At 38.5% G+C, this 20,777-nt stretch carries 23 protein-coding genes and 4 pseudogenes; 9 read left to right on the top strand and 18 right to left on the bottom strand.

Going from position 1 to position 20,777, the window contains the following annotated elements:
- Positions 1-64: 64 nt before the first annotated feature.
- From NYE56_RS09100 to NYE56_RS09065, 8 genes and pseudogenes are all read right to left on the bottom strand, one after another.
- Positions 65-1,705, bottom strand: coding sequence for a YndJ family protein (locus NYE56_RS09100; RefSeq protein WP_341283752.1), 1,641 nt, complete (start codon positions 1,703-1,705; stop codon positions 65-67).
- On the bottom strand, positions 1,702-2,319 hold the full coding sequence (locus NYE56_RS09095; RefSeq protein ID WP_341283751.1) for a DUF4166 domain-containing protein: 618 nt from the start codon (positions 2,317-2,319) through the stop codon (positions 1,702-1,704). Before NYE56_RS09095 ends, NYE56_RS09100 begins: the two co-directional genes overlap by 4 nt.
- A gap of 4 nt (positions 2,320-2,323) precedes the next feature.
- Entirely contained in the window at positions 2,324-3,130 is an 807-nt protein-coding gene (locus NYE56_RS09090) for a hypothetical protein (RefSeq protein ID WP_341283750.1), read from the bottom strand.
- 143 nt (positions 3,131-3,273) lie between these two features.
- Positions 3,274-4,488, bottom strand: a complete 1,215-nt coding sequence (locus NYE56_RS09085) for a Ger(x)C family spore germination protein (RefSeq protein ID WP_341283749.1) — start codon at positions 4,486-4,488, stop codon at positions 3,274-3,276.
- Positions 4,478-4,615, bottom strand: a pseudogene (locus NYE56_RS09080) (spore germination protein); the annotation flags it as partial. The pseudogene NYE56_RS09080 and the gene NYE56_RS09085, both read right to left, overlap by 11 nt.
- A pseudogene (locus NYE56_RS09075) lies at positions 4,608-4,952 on the bottom strand (spore germination protein); the annotation flags it as partial. The pseudogenes NYE56_RS09080 and NYE56_RS09075, both read right to left, overlap by 8 nt.
- A 293-nt stretch (positions 4,953-5,245) precedes the next feature.
- A complete protein-coding gene (locus NYE56_RS09070; RefSeq protein WP_268749319.1) occupies positions 5,246-5,434 on the bottom strand; it encodes a hypothetical protein in 189 nt (62 codons plus the stop codon).
- A gap of 37 nt (positions 5,435-5,471) precedes the next feature.
- On the bottom strand, positions 5,472-5,594 hold the full coding sequence (locus NYE56_RS09065; RefSeq protein WP_284675463.1) for a hypothetical protein: 123 nt from the start codon (positions 5,592-5,594) through the stop codon (positions 5,472-5,474).
- A gap of 149 nt (positions 5,595-5,743) precedes the next feature.
- Between NYE56_RS09065 and NYE56_RS09060 the strand changes: the two genes are divergently transcribed.
- Positions 5,744-6,178: an SRPBCC family protein gene (locus tag NYE56_RS09060; RefSeq protein ID WP_341283747.1), complete on the top strand. Its 435-nt coding sequence runs from the start codon at positions 5,744-5,746 to the stop codon at positions 6,176-6,178.
- A 64-nt stretch (positions 6,179-6,242) separates the two neighbouring features.
- Here the strand turns inward: NYE56_RS09060 and NYE56_RS09055 are convergent, their stop codons facing one another.
- Positions 6,243-6,641 carry a hypothetical protein gene (locus NYE56_RS09055; protein ID WP_009967329.1) on the bottom strand — a complete coding sequence of 133 codons (399 nt, stop codon included), beginning with the start codon at positions 6,639-6,641 and terminating at the stop codon, positions 6,243-6,245.
- A gap of 16 nt (positions 6,642-6,657) precedes the next feature.
- A pseudogene (locus NYE56_RS09050) lies at positions 6,658-6,817 on the bottom strand (hypothetical protein).
- Positions 6,818-6,895: 78 nt separating this feature from the next.
- Here NYE56_RS09050 and tatAC point away from each other — a divergent pair.
- The 5 genes from tatAC (at position 6,896) to NYE56_RS09025 (ending at position 9,290) form a co-directional block, all read left to right on the top strand.
- Positions 6,896-7,084: a twin-arginine translocase TatAC gene (gene tatAC / locus NYE56_RS09045; RefSeq protein WP_003231634.1), complete on the top strand. Its 189-nt coding sequence runs from the start codon at positions 6,896-6,898 to the stop codon at positions 7,082-7,084.
- Positions 7,085-7,259: 175 nt separating this feature from the next.
- Positions 7,260-7,484 (top strand): spore coat protein C, encoded by a 225-nt coding sequence (locus NYE56_RS09040; protein WP_341283746.1) that lies wholly within the window; start codon positions 7,260-7,262, stop codon positions 7,482-7,484.
- Between the two features lie 293 nt (positions 7,485-7,777).
- Positions 7,778-8,077: a YoqO family protein gene (locus NYE56_RS09035; RefSeq protein WP_341283745.1), complete on the top strand. Its 300-nt coding sequence runs from the start codon at positions 7,778-7,780 to the stop codon at positions 8,075-8,077.
- Between the two features lie 160 nt (positions 8,078-8,237).
- On the top strand, positions 8,238-8,960 hold the full coding sequence (locus tag NYE56_RS09030) for a YrpD family protein (RefSeq protein ID WP_268555163.1): 723 nt from the start codon (positions 8,238-8,240) through the stop codon (positions 8,958-8,960).
- Positions 8,961-9,002: 42 nt separating this feature from the next.
- Positions 9,003-9,290 carry a hypothetical protein gene (locus tag NYE56_RS09025; protein WP_341283744.1) on the top strand — a complete coding sequence of 96 codons (288 nt, stop codon included), beginning with the start codon at positions 9,003-9,005 and terminating at the stop codon, positions 9,288-9,290.
- A 122-nt stretch (positions 9,291-9,412) separates the two neighbouring features.
- Here NYE56_RS09025 and NYE56_RS09020 read toward each other — a convergent pair whose 3' ends face one another.
- Both NYE56_RS09020 and NYE56_RS09015 read right to left on the bottom strand, forming a co-directional pair.
- Positions 9,413-10,252, bottom strand: coding sequence for a thymidylate synthase (locus NYE56_RS09020; RefSeq protein WP_341283743.1), 840 nt, complete (start codon positions 10,250-10,252; stop codon positions 9,413-9,415).
- Positions 10,253-10,529: 277 nt separating this feature from the next.
- The gene (locus NYE56_RS09015) at positions 10,530-10,694 is read right to left on the bottom strand and encodes a hypothetical protein (protein ID WP_341283742.1); all 165 of its coding nucleotides are present in this window, start codon (positions 10,692-10,694) and stop codon (positions 10,530-10,532) included.
- A 402-nt stretch (positions 10,695-11,096) separates the two neighbouring features.
- Between NYE56_RS09015 and cotU the strand changes: the two genes are divergently transcribed.
- Positions 11,097-11,357 (top strand): spore coat protein CotU, encoded by a 261-nt coding sequence (gene cotU / locus NYE56_RS09010; protein WP_341283741.1) that lies wholly within the window; start codon positions 11,097-11,099, stop codon positions 11,355-11,357.
- A 631-nt stretch (positions 11,358-11,988) separates the two neighbouring features.
- On the opposite strand, the gene dutA is transcribed toward cotU, so the two are convergent.
- Positions 11,989-12,423 (bottom strand): dUTP diphosphatase DutA, encoded by a 435-nt coding sequence (gene dutA, locus NYE56_RS09005; RefSeq protein ID WP_003245820.1) that lies wholly within the window; start codon positions 12,421-12,423, stop codon positions 11,989-11,991.
- Positions 12,424-12,452: 29 nt separating this feature from the next.
- Positions 12,453-12,914 carry a DUF2691 family protein gene (locus tag NYE56_RS09000; protein WP_021479222.1) on the bottom strand — a complete coding sequence of 154 codons (462 nt, stop codon included), beginning with the start codon at positions 12,912-12,914 and terminating at the stop codon, positions 12,453-12,455.
- A 463-nt stretch (positions 12,915-13,377) separates the two neighbouring features.
- On the opposite strand from NYE56_RS09000, the gene alr reads away from it, so the two are divergent.
- Complete coding sequence (alr, locus tag NYE56_RS08995; protein WP_341283740.1) at positions 13,378-14,562, top strand: alanine racemase; 1,185 nt, start codon at positions 13,378-13,380, stop codon at positions 14,560-14,562.
- Positions 14,563-14,663: 101 nt separating this feature from the next.
- On the opposite strand, the gene NYE56_RS08990 is transcribed toward alr, so the two are convergent.
- Positions 14,664-16,079 carry a sugar porter family MFS transporter gene (locus NYE56_RS08990; RefSeq protein ID WP_129134282.1) on the bottom strand — a complete coding sequence of 472 codons (1,416 nt, stop codon included), beginning with the start codon at positions 16,077-16,079 and terminating at the stop codon, positions 14,664-14,666.
- Between the two features lie 413 nt (positions 16,080-16,492).
- On the opposite strand from NYE56_RS08990, the gene yncB reads away from it, so the two are divergent.
- Positions 16,493-17,128 carry an endonuclease YncB gene (gene yncB / locus NYE56_RS08985; RefSeq protein WP_341283739.1) on the top strand — a complete coding sequence of 212 codons (636 nt, stop codon included), beginning with the start codon at positions 16,493-16,495 and terminating at the stop codon, positions 17,126-17,128.
- Positions 17,129-17,341: 213 nt separating this feature from the next.
- On the opposite strand, the pseudogene NYE56_RS08980 reads toward yncB, so the two are convergent.
- From NYE56_RS08980 to xylA, 3 genes and pseudogenes are all read right to left on the bottom strand, one after another.
- Positions 17,342-17,507: pseudogene (locus NYE56_RS08980) on the bottom strand (glycoside hydrolase family 11 protein); the annotation flags it as partial.
- Positions 17,508-17,611: 104 nt separating this feature from the next.
- Positions 17,612-19,111, bottom strand: coding sequence for a xylulokinase (gene xylB / locus NYE56_RS08975; RefSeq protein ID WP_341283738.1), 1,500 nt, complete (start codon positions 19,109-19,111; stop codon positions 17,612-17,614).
- Positions 19,112-19,261: 150 nt separating this feature from the next.
- Positions 19,262-20,599 carry a xylose isomerase gene (gene xylA, locus NYE56_RS08970; protein WP_341283737.1) on the bottom strand — a complete coding sequence of 446 codons (1,338 nt, stop codon included), beginning with the start codon at positions 20,597-20,599 and terminating at the stop codon, positions 19,262-19,264.
- Positions 20,600-20,777: the final 178 nt, after the last annotated feature.

Here is a 20,777-nt window from a genome sequence, read left to right as displayed (position 1 = left end):
TGCGGCGCAGAATTTTAAAACAGTTCATCTCATTACAACTGGCAGACGAAGCTTCTTCTTTGTGTTAGGTTCTTTCAATAGACCTGTTAATATGTGTAATGCTGTAATGAACAGTTAGAAATTTTATTCCGAACAGCCACATATGATGAACAGCGGTTAATTTGTTGTCATGTGCAGCTTCTATCAGAAAGGTTTCAGATAAAGGAAGCGGACAAGTTCCCGCTCTTGTTTGCAGATAAATTCCCTCATCCCCCGCTCTGCTTTTTCTCCGCCTGCTTGTTAAAACCAGCTTCTCCTGATGATGATATGGTTTTAAAATACCTGTCATGCTGCTGAATGGAAGCGGTAAAGAAATATTCATATACCCCTCTCCATTTGAACGATACACTGAATAAAGAGCGGTAAAAATGGTTTCATTTTTTTCATTTGTTCTAATCCAGGCACGTACTCTTTCCCTTCCGTCTTTTTTAGAATGAACACCTCTTATCTTGCTGTACATCCTATACCAGTCAGGGTTCGTCGAAAGATGTATTTGGCCGATTCTTCTGCTGAACCATTCGTAAATAATTGCAAGCGGCCGAAACCACGTGCTCCATGTTACTTTTGCTTTAATATTGTATTCGATGGTTTGTTCATAAAACGAAAGAATGAGCGGCGCCAGTTTTTCTGGTGAAAAATCTTTTGAACGCAGGCTGCCCATATCATCCACAAGTCCGCTGTACCGAGCGTTATTTTCAGATTGAATGTTAGCTAAAAATTCTTCTCCAATCTTTCTTTTTCCGTAGATACGGCTGAATGTCTTTACACTGTCTGCATCAAAAGGATTCGGATCCTCTATTCTCCACCCTATGAGAGCGGGCAAGATAACACCAAACGCGTTGACAAAACCGTGAATCCAAATCATCTGATTGATGGTCAATGTAACTTCTTGCCGAAATACACCAAATGAATAAATCATCGAGAAAGCAATCGTTATCATTAAAACAGCGGAAGAAAGCCGAATAAGAAATGTCCCCGTCTTGGTGCGAAAAGCTGCCGTGAACACCAAAAATGCATGAAGATAAATCGCCGCCATATAAATGCTAACCGCAATGACATCAAGTGTTTTTGAATATGTGATGCCCAGTGCGATAAGAAGGGGCGAAAGCAAAATCACCCATGTTATCCAACTGTACAACATCCGATGCTTTCTAATGGTTCTGCCGAGTAAACCGTTAAAGATCGGGATCAGAAAAGCAGAATAGTGAAAGTGGACAGCAGTCAGCAAAATGATGAGAGGGCCAAATTGCATGATCTGCAAATGGGCAGCATAAGCAAAAAACCAAAATCCTCCTCCCGCCAAATAAATAAGACCGAACAAAACTGATGTCTCTTCGATTCTATGTATCTTTGGTTCCCGAAGACGGAGGATCGCATACAATGCAATAAAAACTGTGTACATCCACCAGATAAGTGCGAAAACCCCAACCTCCGTCACTAGAGCCAACACCGCAAAGAATGCGGCTGCCGGATAGCACTGGATTAGCCCATATTCCATAAACTGAGCAGCACGAACCGGAGATTGACGAAAAACAAAAGGAAAAATTCCAGGCACGAAAAATAGAATGGATAACAAAACGAGTGCCTCTGCCACTGAAATATCCGGTGCTTCCGCTGCAAGAAATCCTATAAAACAAAGCGCACTGACTATGCCATTTCGTTTCATGATTCTCTCTCTTCCTCCTGAAACGTTCCTTTATAAAAGAAAAGAGTGCCGAGAATTGTATTTTGCACATGCACTTCAATGGTGAAACAATTCTTTCTTTCATCAAACGTTTCGCAAACTACGGATGTACCGGTCAGCCATTTCGGCAGCGGGATTTTTTTTCCGCATATTAATAGCCATTGCTTTCCCGATGTGATCGTAAGAGAGCCGTCATGAGATGCCTCGAACGTCAAAACAGACAGCAGCAGATGAGGTTTGCCGAAGAAATCAAGTATTCTATTTTCTTTCTCGTCATATATCATTATCGCGTCAAAGAAACGTTTTTTGCCTTTAAAGAAAAATGTACGATTCCATTTTATCCCTGTATGTTGCGATTTCAAAAGACAAGTTCTATTTTGTATTGTAAATGGGATGTCTTTGCCTCTTTCTGAAAAGAAGCATCTGAAAAAAACACCCAGCTTTAACAGCATTCTAACCAGAAAAGAGCCTCCGCTTATTTCTGACATCGTTCCCGTCCCGCTGAATGTTTGAGACCCGTCTAATTGGTACCGTTTCTGCAGCTTGGGATGCAGCAAATGATAGTTAATAATTGATTTTTCATAAATCGAACTCACAATGTCACTTCTTTCTCTTTCGTTTTGTGCGCCTGGCACTGGGGAGCTGCAGGCTAAGAGCGCCGCTTGCTGCGGAAAGCACACTCAACAGAACCCACATGAATATTTCGGAACCTAGACAAGCAAACCCCGCAAAGATACAAGCCTGGACACCATGAATGATCCATTTTCTTTTTAAAGGAAGCAGCCACAAAATAGCTAAGCCTATCTCCGCTGTTCCTGCCAATATGCTTGTTTCAACACCTGCAAAGCCTTGATAGAACCAAAACAGGCTGAAAAACAGACACATGAACACATAGATGATAGCGGATCGAATGAAGCGCTTCGGATGTTTATTTTGCTCAACCCAAAGCCTTAATGCATCAAAGCTCCAGGCAGTCGCCCAGCCAAGCAGCGGTCGAAATAATAAACGATCGATCCATCTTCCCGGCAGTCCGTAGGCTGTTTTGTATTGGTACTGTGTTAAAAACGTCATTTTCCCATTTTCTCTCTGTATATACTTCCAGTAGCCGCTTCCATGCCGAATCAGAGATAATGGATGATCAGAGCCAAAAGCCAGTGAAGAAGACCTTTCAGATGAACATTTGTTGAAAACACCGACAGTTTCTCCAGTACCTGACACCTTTAATCCAAAGCCTATTTTTGTTTCGTAAAGAAACTTCTGTTTTTCGCATGGTTGTCTATTCAAATACGTAATATTTGAAAACCGGAGATCCCATTCCTTATGCAGTGATGGGTTTTGTGTATATTCCCAGAGTATATCCAGATCAGATTTCATTTCGATTTCTACATAAATCGGTTTCTGCCCCAAAGCCCCTCCTCCCTTCTATTTCAAGCAATTCCTATATTAGCATATTGGTCGATTTGAAAAGTGTATATCTCTCCAAAAAAAGTATCGTTATCCTAAAAAATGCATAAAAAAAAAGAGAGGTTCCTTCTCTTCCTTGGGATTCATTACTGAGTTTTAACCGTGCCGTAATGAGTAATTGTGACGTTCACACTGTATGTGATGTCGGCTTTACTGAAGGTGTCATCCCAGTTATTTTTCACCCTTTTCCATAAGTGAGGATATGTAAGTCTTAAAGATTCATCAAAACCCGCAACATCTGCTTTATAATCATGCTGAATTTTTTTTAATACCTGACCAACTATTTTCTTTACCTCGTTTTCAATAGTCGTTTCGAGACGATCTATAAACTGGGTGTCCAACGCCTCTTTTGTGTTCCAGTTTTCAACCAAATCGCCTTCTGATTCAATATCGACATGGAATGAAATATCTTTCCCTTTTACGATTGGCTGAATTTTGCTTTTGATTTTATTGATATCGTACGCTAACGTCTGTTGGCTCTTTTTATCATGGCTTTTGACAACTCCGCCTTTTCCTTCTCCTCTAATCCATGTAATCCCCTCAGTTTCATATTCATTTAAAGTGCCTATCATTTTTTTCGATTTTCCGTTGATTACAGCTGCTCCGGAATACTTGACCGCTCCATTCGCCGCAACCACATTTTGCAGTAAAAAGCTGCTGCCAGAAAGCAGTTTTCCAATTAGTTTCGCGAGTGTCATAGGGGAGAGAATTCTGGAAACTTTATGTTCATTTTCACCTAGTCCAATCAGTCGAAATGCCGGAATTTCTCCGTTCTCTTTCAGCTGGAGAGCTTCTCTTGCTTCCCTTTTAGCAGATAAAACAAGACAGCTCAGCCTGATTTCATTATCACGAAAAAATTGATCCAGCATTTCGTCGATAGGAAATGTGTGCAGCACATCTTCACTCATGACAACAACTTTTAAATGCGGGCTAAACACTTCTCGGTCCCGTCTTAATGCAACCTCACTTCCGATCTGCTGTAATGAATCCCCTGTTTCACTTATATTAATATACGCTTTTTGCGCTCCTTGTCCGCTACCGCCTCCCCCGCTTGTACCCGCGCCTGCCGCTTTTTCATTAACAAATTGATAGGTCAGCGTAATGTTGTCTTTTTTCGGATAGCTCCCGCCCTCTTCTTTTAACTCTTTTTCAGTGTTCGTTTCTTTTCCTTTATCAATTGCGATAGCGAATGTGAGACCCAGATCTTCTATTTCCCGACTGCTCCAGCATCCTGTTACGCAAATCATCAGCAGACATACTATGACCATAGCAGGCAATTGACGTTTTAGTTTACTTTTCACCTCTTTTCCTCCATTTCGAAATGACTAACAGCAAAATCGGCAAAGCGCCAAATATATACAAAGCGATATGACTGACCGTATCGCCCAATATAAAGACGTCATTTTCATTTTTCGGCATGCAATTGATTTTTTATCTGTTTCGAAGTTAAAATACCATTGCCGGATTGAGAAATTTCACCGCTTACCTGATTAGGTTGATTCATAACTAACACTGATAGACCTTTATTAATCAATTCCTGATCAGACAGTCCTTCAACAAAGATCAATGCAGCTTTCACATGTAAATGAGTGATTTCAAGCTCACGGAAGTGAACGTCCCCGTTATGTCCTATTTTTCTTTTTACATGTTCTAAATCGTATCCGATGTTACCGGTTAACACATCCTGATCCTGCTTTTCAGCTGTCGAATAATCTGATTTATGCTGCTTCTGTGTTTTGTACTGATTGTTCCGCGACCTCATCATTGCACCTTCTTATACATGAATCCAAGTAAACACTTTATAGATTACATATGGAACGAGAAATACTACTGACGCTTGAAACCATACATTCCAGTCAGTAAGTGTTGATATCATGTTATCCATCTGTCAGTTCCCCTCTCTCTAATAGGATTATTTTTCCCGTATACCTATTTTTTATATTCGTCTTTTTTCTCAATAAAAAAAGCATGATGAACATTTCATCATGCTTTTAAAGAAATCAACCTGACCATTTTGCATAATTAAAACAAAATGAGCCTTTTAGCAGTCTGGGAAAACTAAAATTCCAACTTGAAGCTTTCTGCCTGATCTGAAACTTCCACAGGAATCCCCATTATCGTTTTCGGTTTGGAAACATAAACAAAGCGCATTTCTTCCTCTAATTGCTGAAACGCTTTTTCACTAACTATAATTCTGGCCGGCTTCCCTGGACTGTTATCAATGGCTGCTTTGATTTTTCCAAGCATAAAAAACCTCCTGTTTTAGAAAATGGCTCATTTACTATTAAAACAAAAATCGCAAAATAAATTGGCTGAACAGGAATTCCAGTTCAAACATAACAGTTGCGGCTGAGCAAACAAGCATGAACGAAATGACAACATACACATCTCTCTCTTTCTCGTGCATGCAGAATTCTCCCATTCACAGATCAGACTGGCGACTGACACGCTGTTCAACAGCAGCTCTAGCATAAATAATGCACACTATGGACATGATCTTATTAGTTATTATATGATTGAATTGAAAAAAACATCATATGTCAAGAGGTAAACGAAATGTCTCAATACAACAAAAATGCATTATCAGATATTACAAAAAGCATTACCCTGGAGGCTCCCATTCAGAAAGTCTGGGAGACAGTCTCTACTTCAGAAGGCATTGCCAAGTGGTTTATGCCCAATGACTTTCAGCTCAAAGAAGGACAAGAATTTCACTTACAATCACCGTTTGGGCCGTCTCCTTGTAAAGTTTTGGCTGTTCAAGCTCCAACTGAACTTTCTTTTGAATGGGATACAGAAGGATGGGTCGTTACCTTTCAATTAGAAGACTTGGGGGAAAAGACAGGGTTTACCCTTATTCACAGCGGCTGGAAAGAGCCGAATGAAGTGATCGGCAAAGCAAACGAGAAAAGCTCCGTCGTTCGCGGGAAGATGGATGGCGGCTGGACTGGCATTGTAAATGTACGGCTTCGTAAGGCTGTCGAAGCATAAAAAAGAGAGAGGTATCTCTCTTTTTTGTTTTTTCCCAAGGGTCATACTTCACAATTTGAGTCCATCAATCATAAAACGTAACAGTTTTAGATTTACCAGAGTAATCGGTAACAAAAAACTCGGCTTTGTTATTGCTCCCATCAACAAATTTCCCAATACTGCCAAAGGTGTGGCATTCTCCGGGTGAAAAATAGTTTGCCCCTACATAATCATCAGGATTGTCACCGGGATCATCCTCATATAAGTGCAGTGAAACAGAAAAAGGTGTGCTTCCTGAAAGGCACACTCTAAAATCTCCTCCGGTTGAGTATACCGTCGGACTTGAGTAAGTATATGTGTAAGTCCCCAACTTATCCCACTCTCCAGCCCCCGCAGTTCCGGCTTTTTCTGCTTGTGCCGTTAATGGAAAAACCGCAGCCAACCCTAAAACAGACAAAAATCCAACTACCTTAGTGAATCTCATCAGCTACACCACTCCTCTATTTCAATAATAGCCGCAGATACGTTTGTATCATTTCCGGCAGAGCTACATAATTGATCCAGCCTGCCTCCCTGCTTCTTAGGCAGGTGGCATTGGACATTATATTCAGCAGCAGCCGTTTTATGAATCCGTCTTTGTGCTGGTTTTAAAATGTTCAAAATAAATGCATTCCCATTTGTACTGCTATCTCTTATAATTTGTTTAAAAGGTTGTACTTCAATCAGGGGGAAAAGAATATGGAATTAAGCTTCACAAAAATACTCGTTATTTTGTTTGTGGGTTTTTTAGTATTTGGGCCTGATAAACTGCCGGCGCTTGGCCGTGCAGCAGGAAAAGCCTTATCAGAATTTAAACAAGCAACAAGCGGACTGACTCAGGATATCAGAAAAAATGACTCAGAAAACAAAGAAGACAAACAAATGTAGGATAAATCGTTTGGGCCGATGAAAAATCGGCTCTTTATTTTGATTTGTTTTTGTGTCATCTGTCTTTTTTTTATCATTTGGACAGCCCTTTTTTCCTTCTATGATTTTAACTGTCCAAGCCGCAAAATCTACTCGCCGTATAATAAAGCGTAGTAAAAATAAAGGAGGAGTATATATGGGTTATTACAAAAAATACAAAGAAGAGTATTATACGGTCAAAAAAACGTATTATAAAAAGTATTACGAATATGATAAAAAATACGATGACCACCATGATAAAAAATATGATGACTGTGATTACGACAAAAAATATGATGACTATGATAAAAAATATTATGATCACGAAAAAAAAGACTATGATTATATTGTAGAGTATAAAAAGCATAAAAAACACTACTAAACGCCATTAACATCTCCTCGTTTTTACTTTCCCCCGGCTATTGCCGGGTCTTTTTTGTTTATGCACTATATGTATATTTTTGAAGCTTCCCTTTCTATGAAAACCTTGGTGACTGAGTCTAAAAAAGAATAATGAATATTTAGTACATAGTTTAGTTAGTTCATAATTGAGCGCATTCAGTTTATTGCAGTTACAAAGAAACTTTTATAAACTCTTTGAGAGATCATACATAAAAGGAGAGGTTTTTTGTATAGAAACATCTTATTTTACTTTGTCTATTTATATCAGTTGTCATGAAAAGCTTTGAGGTGATAAGAACAATAGCCAATGTTATCTGCTTTGTTTTCGTATTGCTGTATTTTAAAGATGAAATGAAAACATACTCGCGTAAAGCGTTAGTAATCCTAAGTATTTGTTTTCTTTTCTTAGTCGGTATCTGTGCTTTTATCATTTTACAAGGACAGACATTGATGAAACGTCACCTCTTTTTTACAGGCTGGGAAACGATAGCGGGCATTCTTTTAATGATCGTTTCTTTAAGCATTTGTACTTTTATTTTGAAGAAAATTTCAAATTGGTTAAAACGATTGTGATCTCATTCTTTCCTCTGATAAAGGTATATAGCTTTCAGATTGGCGAAGCGTTTCGTCCCTTACTTCACTCAAAATGAAATATTTTGTCGATTTATATACATCAATCCAGTTCCAAAATAAGGTATAATAAATGGCGAAACCACTATCAAAAGGGGGAATTTTGATGAAAAAAGTATTGATTGCAGGTGCAGTAGGAACAGCAGTTCTTTTCGGAACCCTTTCATCAGGTATACCAGGCTTACCAGCGGCAGACGCTCAAGTCGCAAAAGCTGCATCCCAGCTGCCTAACGGAATCGGCGGCCGTGCCTACCTGAACAGTACGGGTGCCGTTTTTACAGCTAAAATCACCCTTCCTGAAACTGTCAAAAATAACGACTCGGTCTCTACTCCCTATATTTATTCAGGCTTTAGGGCATCAAGCGGAACTGAAGCCGATATCGGGCTTCAGTACAGCAAACAATACAACGTCTGGAAGCCCCTCATGAAGGTTGGGTCCAAAAATGAAGAAACGTACATCGAAGGAAAAGACAAATTCACATACAATAAAGGCTTCCGCCCTGGTAGCACAGTCCAAATGACAATCTATAAAAATTTAAGCGGCAATACGCGCATGACCCTTTGGGGAACGAACAATGACGGCTATACCGGACGGATTATCACAGAAATTCAAGGAACCAACATCGGCACGATTTCAAAATGGAAAACCCTTGCTACCGCGGCTGTTTCGTATGAAAGCCAGCGTGATGCGATCAAAGCAACCTTTTCGACATCTTTTAACAACATCACAATCGACAATAAAGCCGTCACTCCTGTGCTAGATACACAGGATTTCGCAAAGGTTTCTGTTGCAGGAAATAACGTTACGATCTCTGTTAATAAATAAACGAAGCAGCAAAAAGCCGCCAGCATTGTCTGGCGGTTTTCTTTGGAGCATACTGGTCATGGTTCGTTTCTTCAGCTCTTTTGTTTAAACCTAACTTTAATAAGGGTGGAAATTGGTATGAAATATGAAAAATCAAGTCTTTTTGGAATGATTTTAGTTATTGTAGCACTTCTAATATCTATATATTTTATGTGTAATACAAATGCGTTGGTACCTGCTGGATATGATTTAGCTATTCATGGAATTGTAATATCTAGAACTGTAATGATTGCTTTTACTTTGTATTTAGTTTCAAAGTTAGGATATTTTCTTCTGAATAAAAAAGATTAACTGTAGAGTTAATCTTTTTTATGTATTATACGTGTTTGTCCTTCAATTTTTATTCATCTTCCAGATTGCTTAATGAAATTAGGATACCTGCTATCCATTCACTGCACAATAAAAAGGCAGCATTAAACCGCTACCTCAAATAAAAGCTTGTCCCCATGTTTATAGTTGATTAACTTGAAATCATCAATTGTAAAATCATAAAAATCTTTCACTTCAGGATTGATCCATAGTTCAGGTGCTTCAAACTGTTCTCTTTCCATTTGAATTTTCAAATTGTCTATATGACGTGTGTACACATGGCAATCTCCAATGTTAAAGATATATTCACCAAGCTCATAACCAGTCACTTGAGCAATCATGCGCTGCAACACATTGTACTGGAATACATTGAATGGATTTCCCAATGCCATATCATTGCTCCGTGCTCTTACCTCGAGGTGGAGCTTACCTTGCTTAACATACCATTGAGTTTCGTATACACATGGCGTTAAGGCCATTGCGTCTAAATCATCAGGATTCCACAGCATTGTAATGTGTCTGCGTGAAGACGGGTTGTTCTGCAATTGATGAAGAAGATAGTCAACCTGATCCACTTTTTCTCCATTTAGACTTCTGTTTTTCTTCCCCAGCTGAAATCCATATGCATGTCCGATGGTGCCGTCTTCTTGTTTCCACTGATCCCAAATATGTACGCCCATCTTGTTTAAATCATTAACATCATTAGATTTCAGCTGCCAAATCCAGAGCAACTCTTTAATGGCTGTTTTCCAGGCAACCTTTTTTGTCGTTAAAATCGGAACCTCTGAGTTGTCGAATCTCATTTGCTTACTCATTACACTTAGAGTATGTGCCGGTGTTCCATCTGAGTCCCACTTGGTTCTTACATCAAACTCTTCGTCTGAGATTCCATTATTTATAATATCCTTAATGATTGAATTGTATTGTTTATCGAATTGCGTCATAACTATTCATATCCTTCTTTCATTTTCAGTTGCTAAGCATAATTTATTACGAATGCAATATTATCGCAAATACTAAGCACGCGCAGATAAAGTGAGGATCTTTATTCCACTCACTGTGTGTTTAAAGAGGAGTTAATCCCCCCTCTCTTTTACACCTGTATTTCTCCATAACATAGTCTGTCACATAGCTCATAGTTACCGCCAGTTTGGTACATACACCGTTGATAACATTGTTGAGGATTATAAGAAATGGTTTGATATTGCGGCACATAAAAATTTAAATAGTTAGGTGTTTGTGTATACCAGATTGGAAATTGTCTAAACACATTAAATCCTCCAATAGCTTTTTCTGATTTAATGCATTGTATTTTACCTCAATATCAATTGTCATTTGTCCATGTGCAATTGGGCTTTCTTTAAAATAAATTCTCTCTAATTTCATTCATTTGATCATTAACAAACTTTTTTATGATATTTGGCAGCGGGTCATTCCTTATATGATCTGTTTCTAACCGGTTTTGCTGTTGTTTTTGATGTCTAACTCTAAATCCTTCAAAAGCAGTGTGAAAAATCACATTATAGAGCTCTTCAATCTTAACCATAACGTTCAAATATTCTTCAATGAGAAAGTCCCTTTTTACGTATATTAATCCTCTCTATACACTTTACTATTATTTTACAGTGATTGAGTGCTTTCTCTCGCTCTTGTTTTAATAAACAGCTATCCGTTTTGTTTTTCAGAAAGTGTTTAAACAGCCTCTTTTACTATTCTTATTTCATTTGACCATACCATATCATTTAAACTTCATAAATTAAATTCGAATAACATAAAGGAGGAATTTAATTGGGTTATTATAAAAAATATAAAGAAGAGTATTACACTTGGAAAAAAACATATTACAAAAAGTATTACGACAATGATAAGAAGCATTATGATTGCGACAAGTATTATGATCATGATAAAAAACATTATGATTATGATAAAAAGTATTATGACCATGATAAAAAGTATTACGATGATCACGATTATCATTACGAAAAAAAGTATCATGATGACGATGATCATTATTATGATTTTGTCGAATCATATAAAAAACATTACTAAATCTCTTAAACGTCTATTTATTCCCCGGCGACATACCGGGGGCTTTTTTATGATATTTATCGACGATACTCAGAATTTTTTGTGAAGTCTTATGTATCATTTCATCTTATTTTTGAACTTGTCTCATGGCTGCTGTAAATTCAATTATTAATGAACACATGTCATTTAACTTGGCTTATTATTAGTGGCATTACTAGTTTGTAGTTGCCTTCCCCTACTTATAAAAATTTAGATAAAAGTATTTCTTTATAGAGATGCTTGTTTCATCGACAACTCAATCCTAAAAGTGGTAAAATCGATAAAAATGTAAATATAATAAAAGGAGCATCTATATGTATATAAGTATTATAATTTTAGCATCCATGCTTTTATGGGGGGCAGTTATCCACGAGCTAAGTAAACCTTCAAAAAAGCAAAGCACCAGAAAAATTGTTTCTTTGACATCTTTAGGTTCTTTATCGACTTTAGTTATTACTATTTCACTTTTTCAAAACTTCCCTTTTTAAAATGTGTTTTTAATTAAATCCTTCTTATTAAAATATTCATTTTATACATAATATTTATATGTAGCTTGGCTGAAACCTCCATTGATCAATCACACAGCATGAAGACAGCCAAGGATTTATTTTGTTTACTTAGTACCTGTTGAACCGAGTCCTCCTCTATCCTCGTTTCCCAAATGCTCGACTTCAACCAATTCAACCGCCGGCATTTTCTTCATGATTCTAAACTGGCAGATACGATCACCCTTCTTAATTTCAGTATCACGCAATGCATAAGCAGGAAAGAACCAGAAATCGTTGTCTCCCTTATATGACTCATCGATAACACCCATTGAATTTGTTTGAATTACGCCAAAGTTCTTATATGTACTTGAACGAGGGACGACATGTGCTTCGTAACCTTCAGGCAGCTCCATTGCAACACCTAATGGGACAAGCTTAAATTCATCTTTTTTGATTGTTACATCTTCAGCTGCCCGAAGATCAATCCAGTCTCCCTGCTCAATTTTGCTGATTCTTGTTTGTGTTTCATCTAGATACTTGATTTTAATTTGCATTGTCATGTACTAGCTCCTTTAATTTTTATTGACTATCATACAGTAAGGCTTGTTCTTGTGTCATTTTCATCAGTTATAAATTGAACATCTTCAAAATCATTCTGTAAAGCATTGAAGTAAAGTTTTTCAATGAATTTTTTGTTTTTACAGTAAATCGAAACGTAGCTATTATCTGCTATCAAAAGGACAAGTTCGCAATCACTGTCAGCAAACTCTTCATATGTATTGACTTGATTAACCATTTTTCCATATGGAAATGCTTTCAGTTCTACGAAAATGGTATAGTACTGATTCGTTTTTAATTGTTGCTCAAAAACTGCCCCTTCAACAATTGCGTAGTCATGAAAAAGCTCCTCATCATCGAGCTCTCCTTCTACAACAAAATAAGATTCCCCGCTCGTTTGCCACCTATAATTAGCTATTTCTACCGGCTGCAGTATTCTCCATAGAAAATTTCCATATTCATTCGGTATTTGAAAACTAACTCCCCTATTCATGTATACCCCTTACTTAAACGATTTTTGTGAATACGAGTTTAATTATATACTCTAATGTTAGGTTTATGGAACAAGGAATCGACTGCCTTTTCAACCGATTATCTTTTACAGAATTTCCTCAGCCCTTCTCATTTAAAAGGTTCTTCCAATGTTCATAACAACGGTAAGTATTTCCTGATTAGATTTCTCGTTATCATCTACCCTTAGAAAAAATGTCCCAAAACAAATAATCATTTTTGTAATCCTCGGTCGCCGTACCCATTAACACCCCACTTACAAGCCTCATGTATCCCGTACTTGCTATTATTCGAACATTGATAGGCACCTTCTCGTATCACATGGATTTGCTGTTGAATGATTTCAAATAAAGTTGAATAAAATAAGATCGAATCATCCAACAATTAACATTTATTCTTGCGGCAATAGGTGGTATTTACAATCCATAAGAAGGAAGGAAGCGTTGATGATAAAGCTTTGCCGAGAAGTTTGGATCGAAGTCAATCTTGATGCCGTTAAAAAGAATTTGCGAGCGATCCGCCGTCATATTCCACATAAGAGCAAAATTATGGCTGTTGTAAAAGCGAACGGTTATGGTCACGGGTCTATAGAAGTGGCACGCCATGCACTGGAACACGGGGCGAGTGAGCTCGCTGTTGCCAGTGTGGAGGAAGGAATCGTTTTACGAAAAGCTGGGATTACAGCACCTATCCTTGTGCTTGGTTTTACATCCCTTAGTTGTGTAAAGAAGTCAGCAGCTTGGAATATAACATTATCAGCATTTCAGGTTGATTGGATGAAAGAAGCAAACGAGATATTGGAAAAAGAAGCGAGTGCTAACCGGCTGGCCATTCATATTAACGTGGATACCGGCATGGGACGATTAGGTGTACGCACAAAGGAAGAACTTTTAGAAGTAGTGAAAGCCTTAAAGGTAAGTAAATTCCTCAGATGGACAGGGATTTTCACACATTTTTCGACAGCTGATGAACCGGACACAACACTCACAAAGCTGCAGCACGAAAAATTCATCAGTTTTCTCAGCTTTTTAAAAAAACAGGGGATTGAGCTGCCCACCGTGCATATGTGCAACACGGCTGCAGCTATCGCATTTCCGGAATTTAGCGCTGATATGATCCGTTTAGGTATCGGCTTATATGGTTTATATCCTTCAGCCTATATTAAACAACTAAATCTCGTTAAGCTTGAACCTGCGTTAAGTTTAAAGGCGCGCATCGCTTATGTGAAAACCATGCGTACAGAACCCCGAACCGTTAGCTATGGTGCTACATACGTCGCAGAACCTAATGAAGTCATTGCTACACTCCCGATTGGCTATGCTGACGGCTATTCTCGTGCCCTTTCCAATCGCGGGTTTGTTCTTCATCGCGGAAAACGAGTGCCAGTGGCGGGAAGAGTAACAATGGATATGATCATGGTCAGTTTAGGAGAAAACGGTGAAGGTAAACAAGGAGATGAAGTCGTGATTTACGGTAAGCAAAAAGGAGCCGAGATTTCCGTTGATGAAGTGGCTGAAATGCTCAATACGATTAACTATGAAGTCGTGTCTACATTAAGCCGCCGCATCCCTCGTTTTTATATAAGAGATGGCGAGATTTTTAAAGTATCAACTCCAGTATTATACGTGTAGAACATCTTAAAATGCTGAAACAAAATCCCTCTACCAGAGGGATTTTGTTTTTTCTGAAACTAAAAAAATCCCTTCTATAAGAAGAGAGATTTTCAACATATTTATACCTCAATAACTGATTGTTCAGGAGTATTATGATCGTGTCGAGAACGAAAATGCTCTTCTAATTCTTCAAGTGTACGCCCCTTTGTTTCCGGCATGAATTTGTATACAAAACCGATTGCCAATACACCTAAAGCCACAAATATAAAGAATGTAAAAGACAAACCTACAGAGCTAAGCAAGATTGGGAAAGCAAAACCGATCACAAAGTTTAATATCCAAAGGAAAAAAACACTTATCCCAGAACCAAGTCCTCTTAACCTTTGAGGGAATATTTCCGCTATGACAAGCCAAGTCACAGGTCCTACACACCCTTGCATAAAGGCAAGAAATAAAACGGTCAAAGAAAGCACTACATAAGGAAGTGCCATAGATCCATCAAGCACAATTGAGAAAATCGCAATCAATAGGAGCGCTGTAGTCGTCCCCGCCAAACCAATCAATAATATTGGACGCCGTCTCACTTTTCCGACCAGCCAAATCCCAAATATAACTGCAATAACTGATATCAGCCCATTTCCAATATTAGCGATTAAAGCCGCTTTTGTACCAAAACCCGATTCTTTAAGGATTTGTGTGCCATAATACATAATCGAGTTCACACCTGTAATTTGATTCACGATGGCAACACCGATTCCAATCCATAAAAGACGGCGCAGCCATGGTGTAGAAAAGTCCTTGAGTGATGCCTTTTCTAGTGCTGTATCTTTTTCTACCGCTTCTTGAATTTCTCTACATTCAGCTTCTGCACGTTTATCTTCTCGAATTTGTTTAAGAACTCGCAGCGCCTCACTGTTTTTGCCTTTGGAGATTAGCCATCGGGGGCTTTCTGGTACCTTAAGCATACTGGCAAATAACATGATAGCCGGTACAGCACAAATGACAAGCATGTATCTCCAAACATGTCCCGTATTTGCCATTGTTACACCGAGGATCGCATTAAAAACATATGCTAAAAATTGCCCGCCAACAATCATTAGTTCATTTTGGGTTACCATACGCCCTCTCTTTTCATGCGGTGCCATTTCTGCTAAAAAGGCCGGCACCATCGCCGAGGCTCCTCCAACAGCCAGCCCCAGTAAAAAACGAAAGGCCGCCATGATGAAAACATTAGGTGCTAACGCTGTTCCCAGTGATGCCAGGAAAAATAAAAAGGAAAGATTAAGGATCATTTTACGGCGGCCATAACGATCAGCCAATCTTCCGCATAACAACGCTCCAAACGCGGCTCCTAATAAAAGAATACTCGTAACAAGCCCTTCTGTAACCGGTGTTAAATCAAGCTGATCTGGCCTTGCCATAAAAGGTAAAGCTCCATTTATAACTCCGGTGTCATATCCAAAGAGAAGCCCTCCAAAAGTTGCTGAAATCATTATTAATTTCAACCTTCGATTTCGATGTTCATTCATATCCATTTCCCCTGCCTTTATTAAGAATACTTAATAAGCTCTTTCAGTGTGGATATTGAGTCAAAACTAAAGTCATCTCTATCTTAGATTTCCGCCTCTGGATTTGTAACCGTTTACATTTTTAGCCAATAAAATAAACCTAAGCTATCAGTTGTTATGTTGTAGTAATGTTTTTGTCACATTATTGTCATTTCTCATATTATCATAATTCTAAAAGCATTTTCAGTCAATATTATTTTCAGGATTATTTATTTCCGCTATGTGATGGTGATGTTTTGATCATCTCGTTGTGAAGTTAACTATTGGCAATTTGGAGTGTTATAAGTTCCCTTGAAGTTTTCCATTCACAAAAAATGTCCATATCGTTATAATGATGATGTTTAATCGCAAAAACAGAAAATGATAAAGAGGGAATCAATATGAAGAAGATTTTGATCAGTATGATCGCAATCGTTTTAAGTATTACTTTGGCAGCTTGCGGATCAAATCACGCAGCCAAAAACCATTCAGATTCTAACGGGACGGAGCAAGTCTCTCAAGATACTCAATCTAATGAATATAATCAGACAGAACAAAAGGCCGGCACGCCTCATTCCAAAAAGCAGAAGAAATTGGTCAATGTTACATTAGATAGAGCAATAGATGGAGATACGATTAAGGTTATTTACAACGGAAAGAAAGACACAGTTCGCTACTTGCTCGTTGATACACCTGAGACGAAGAAACCAAATTCTTGTGTTCAACCATACGGTGAGGATGCGTCGAAACGAAATAAAGAATTGGTCAACAGCGGTAAGCTACAGCTGGAATTTGATAAAGGCGATCGCAGAGATAAGTATGGAAGACTGTTAGCATACGTTTATGTTGACGGCAAATCTGTTCAAGAGACATTATTGAAAGAGGGATTGGCCAGAGTAGCATATGTATATGAGCCTAACACAAAATACATAGACCAATTCAGACTAGATGAGCAGGAAGCAAAATCAGGTAAACTGTCAATTTGGAGTAAGAGCGGTTATGTGACGAACAGAGGATTTAATGGCTGTGTGAAATAGAAAAACACTGTTTGTTAAAAAAAGCAGCAAACCTAGCAGAATGCAGTTTCCAAAGAATTAGAAAGAGATGATGGCGTGTCTAGTTTCCATTCTGCTTATCAAGCTAAAATCATGCAACTAGCCTGTAAAATTCCCGCTGTATAGTAACAATAAAAAACACCCCTTCACGTCAATGTGAGGGGTTATTTGTGTGTAAACATCCTTCCTATTTCATCATAAATCAAGAGATCCCTCTACCGTCGTTAGCGCGGTTTCATACATCTTACCCATTGGCATTCTTAAGCTTCCCCACTTCTTGAAGTGTTCGCTGACAGAATACGGTTCCGCTCGTTCGTTTTGTCTGCTGGACACTCCAATACTGTTTAAAGGTTGCGATACCTTATTCTCACCATCTTTTCAAAAGAAGGCAGCCATGTCATCAAAGGCCTTTGATGATGATTGATCATTAATTGTTTTTCGGTTGATCTCCGGACAATAACATCATTAGTTTTTTCGAAAGCTCTTCAAAGCTGTATTGAGATCCTTTGTGTGAGTATAAATGTTCTTATACAAATCAAATAGTGTTTTATATTTTTGAACATTTTGCGCCTTTGGATAAAATGCAGCAGTCTCACGAATGAACTGCTCTGCACATTCTTCAAGGGATTCAAACCAACCGCTTCCAAAGGCAGCCAGCATTGCAGCTCCCATAGCTGGCCCTTGTTCATTTTCTAACTTAATCACCCTCGCATTGAAAATATCAGCTTGCATTTGCAGCCACGTATCATTTTTAGCTCCTCCACCAATAGAAACAACAGTATGAACTGATTTTCCCGCTTCGCGGAATAGCTCAATTGATTCATGTAAAGAGAATGTGATACCTTCCATTATTGCCCTCAAAAAGTGCTTTCTATTGTGGGCTCCATCCATTCCGATCAAGCTTCCCCGAATAGAAGAATCAGCATGCGGCGTTCTTTCACCAACCAAATAAGGAGTGTATAGCAGTCCATTGGCTCCTATCGGAATAGCTTCCACCCCATGCAATAATTGCTCAAACGATTCGTTTGGTGCAAACGTTCTTTTAAACCAATCCAAGCTGTAACCTGCAGCGAGCGTGACGCCCATCGTATAAAAAGAATCCTTTTTTCCATGATTAAAAAAGTGGACTTTCCCTTTAAAGTCTCTTTCTTTTTCTTCTTCGTAGGAAAGTATGACCCCTGACGTCCCAACACTGCATAAAGTTTTTCCGGAAGAAAGGATACCTGCTCCAATAGCGCCGCAAGCATTATCTGCTCCCCCAGCGTACACTTTTGTTTTTTCTAATAGCCCGGTCTTCGCGGCAACGTGCGGAAGCAGCGATCCTACACAATCATGAGATTCAACAAGCGGAGGACAAATATCTGCAGAAATACCAATTTGATTGCAAATATCATTGCTCCACTCCTTGCGAGTAATATGTAAAAGTAAAGTTCCTGCTGCATCGGAGTATTCGGTGTGAATGGCACCGGTCATACGGAATCGCACGTAGTCTTTCGGAAGCAAAAACACAGCAGTTTTTTTAAAAAGTTCAGGTTCATGTTCCTTTACCCATAACATTTTAGTTAATGTAAACCCTTCTAAAACACGGTTTTTTGTGATATCAAGAAGATGATCGCCAAATTTCTCGGTCATCCTTATACATTGAGACGTTGTTCTGGTATCATTCCAAAGAATTGCATTACGTAACACCTGACGATCTTTGTCAAGCAGTACTAATCCATGCATTTGTCCCGAATAGCTTATCCCGTCAATATCCTTGGCTTGAACATTGGATATAGAAACCAATTCAGCCAATGCTTCAATTGTTTGCTGTACCCAGACCTCAGGATTTTGCTCACTATATCCCACCTTCTCTTGGATGAGCGGATACCTTTTGGACGTTTCTGCACAAACCTTGCCGTTTTGATTAACTAAAATGGTTTTAACAGCACTCGTTCCAAGATCTATTCCAATGACATACTTCATTTTTTCACTCCTTGCCCTTTTAAAAAACCATTCACTCTAAATAAATCCTAATTATAGAAGTTACCCGTCATAACAACAAGCAATAGGAAAGGAATCATGACGGGTAATTCAGTGACTTGGTATTGATAGCAGGATCTGGAGCTTATCCTGTTATACTTCTAAAATGTATTGGTTCAATATCGCTTTTAATTTCTCCTGTCTTCCAGATTCGTTTTTAATTAATTTATGATTTAGCGCATATTGCTCAAGTGTGTGGAAATTAGCTCTTCCTTCTATAATTTCAAGACCAATCCCTTCAGTAAAGCTGCGGTAACGATGTTGAATCACATCTTCAAACACACGATCTTCGATTAATTTGTGGGCAACTTTCAATCCTCTTGCAAATGCATCCATCCCTGCAATATGGGCATATATTAGATCATCAGGCTCGAAAGAAGATCTTCTGACCTTCGCATCAAAGTTTAATCCGCCGCTTCCAAGGCCGCCATTTTGCAGGATTTCGTACATTGCTAATGTCGTAGAATATAAATCCGTCGGAAATTCATCCGTGTCCCAGCCTAAAAGAGGATGACCCTGGTTTGCGTCAACAGAGCCAAGCAGACCATGTACTCTTGCCATGCGTAATTCATGTTCGAATGTATGCCCGGCTAATGTGGCATGATTGGCTTCAAGATTTAATTTAAAATGATTGTCTAAGCCATATTGCTTCAAAAAGGCAATGGTTGTTGCTGCATCTGTATCGTATTGATGGGTGGTCGGCTCTTTTGGTTTTGGCTCAATCAAAAACTGCCCTGTGTACCCGATTTCCTTCGCATAATCCACTGCCATATGCATAAATCTAGCCAAATTATCAAGCTCAAATTTTAAATCGGTATTTAATAATGTTTCATATCCTTCACGGCCGCCCCAAAATACATAGTTCTCGGCACCAAGCTCTTTTGCTGTTTCTAACCCTTTTTTCACTTGTGCTGCAGCATACGCAAACACATCTGCATTACAAGAAGTCGCGGCACCATGGACGAAACGGGGATTCGTAAACATGTTTGCGGTATTCCATAATAGCTTAACGCCGCTATTTTTCATGTAATCTTTAATCATGCCCACGATCATATCTAAATTTTGGTTTGTCTCTTTTAGCGTACTGCCTTCTGGTGCAATATCCCGGTCATGAAAAGCAAAGAATGGTGCATCTAGTTTTTCAAACATCTCAAATGCTGCTTCTACTCTCACCTTCGCTAGATCCTTGCCTTTATAGTGATCCCATGGTCTTTGCATCGTAGCTGCTCCAAAAACGTCTGTTCCATCAGCGGTAAATGTATGCCAATAGGCAATAGAAAATCGCAAATGCTCTTTCATCGTTTTTCCGCCGATTACTTCTTGAGGATTATAATATTTAAATGCTAAAGGATTAGTCGAATCTTTCCCTTCGTAAACCACTTTGTTTACGCTTCCAAAATAGTTGATTGAACTGGAATGAGATTGAGCCATGTGATTTCCCCCTTAAAAATAAATTCATTCAAATACAGATGCATTTTATTTCATATAGTAAGTACATTACCTATTAGTTTGTTGTTTAAACAAACTAACTTATTTTCATCTTATATAACCTCATCAGTATTTTCAATATTTTTTTTAGTTTTTTATGAACACAGATTAGATATAATAA

This window comes from Bacillus sp. FSL R5-0603 (assembly GCF_038050295.1).
Taxonomy (GTDB): domain Bacteria; phylum Bacillota; class Bacilli; order Bacillales; family Bacillaceae; genus Bacillus; species Bacillus subtilis.
Note: the sequence above shows the minus strand (reverse complement) of the source record. Positions and strands in the feature narration are given on the sequence as shown.

Bases quoted from the DNA above. Each gene is read 5' to 3' on its own strand.
- NYE56_RS09100 (WP_341283752.1), bottom strand. From the start codon at position 1,705: ATGAAACGAAATGGCATAGTCAGTGCGCTTTGTTTTATAGGATTTCTT.
- NYE56_RS09070 (WP_268749319.1), bottom strand. From the start codon at position 5,434: ATGCTTGGAAAAATCAAAGCAGCCATTGATAACAGTCCAGGGAAGCCG.
- NYE56_RS09065 (WP_284675463.1), bottom strand. From the start codon at position 5,594: ATGCACGAGAAAGAGAGAGATGTGTATGTTGTCATTTCGTTCATGCTT.
- NYE56_RS09060 (WP_341283747.1), top strand. From the start codon at position 5,744: ATGTCTCAATACAACAAAAATGCATTATCAGATATTACAAAAAGCATT.
- NYE56_RS09055 (WP_009967329.1), bottom strand. From the start codon at position 6,641: ATGAGATTCACTAAGGTAGTTGGATTTTTGTCTGTTTTAGGGTTGGCT.
- tatAC (WP_003231634.1), top strand. From the start codon at position 6,896: ATGGAATTAAGCTTCACAAAAATACTCGTTATTTTGTTTGTGGGTTTT.
- NYE56_RS09040 (WP_341283746.1), top strand. From the start codon at position 7,260: ATGGGTTATTACAAAAAATACAAAGAAGAGTATTATACGGTCAAAAAA.
- NYE56_RS09035 (WP_341283745.1), top strand. From the start codon at position 7,778: ATGAAAAGCTTTGAGGTGATAAGAACAATAGCCAATGTTATCTGCTTT.
- NYE56_RS09020 (WP_341283743.1), bottom strand. From the start codon at position 10,252: ATGACGCAATTCGATAAACAATACAATTCAATCATTAAGGATATTATA.
- NYE56_RS09015 (WP_341283742.1), bottom strand. From the start codon at position 10,694: ATGAAATTAGAGAGAATTTATTTTAAAGAAAGCCCAATTGCACATGGA.
- dutA (WP_003245820.1), bottom strand. From the start codon at position 12,423: ATGACAATGCAAATTAAAATCAAGTATCTAGATGAAACACAAACAAGA.
- NYE56_RS09000 (WP_021479222.1), bottom strand. From the start codon at position 12,914: ATGAATAGGGGAGTTAGTTTTCAAATACCGAATGAATATGGAAATTTT.
- alr (WP_341283740.1), top strand. From the start codon at position 13,378: ATGATAAAGCTTTGCCGAGAAGTTTGGATCGAAGTCAATCTTGATGCC.
- NYE56_RS08990 (WP_129134282.1), bottom strand. From the start codon at position 16,079: ATGGATATGAATGAACATCGAAATCGAAGGTTGAAATTAATAATGATT.
- yncB (WP_341283739.1), top strand. From the start codon at position 16,493: ATGAAGAAGATTTTGATCAGTATGATCGCAATCGTTTTAAGTATTACT.
- xylB (WP_341283738.1), bottom strand. From the start codon at position 19,111: ATGAAGTATGTCATTGGAATAGATCTTGGAACGAGTGCTGTTAAAACC.
- xylA (WP_341283737.1), bottom strand. From the start codon at position 20,599: ATGGCTCAATCTCATTCCAGTTCAATCAACTATTTTGGAAGCGTAAAC.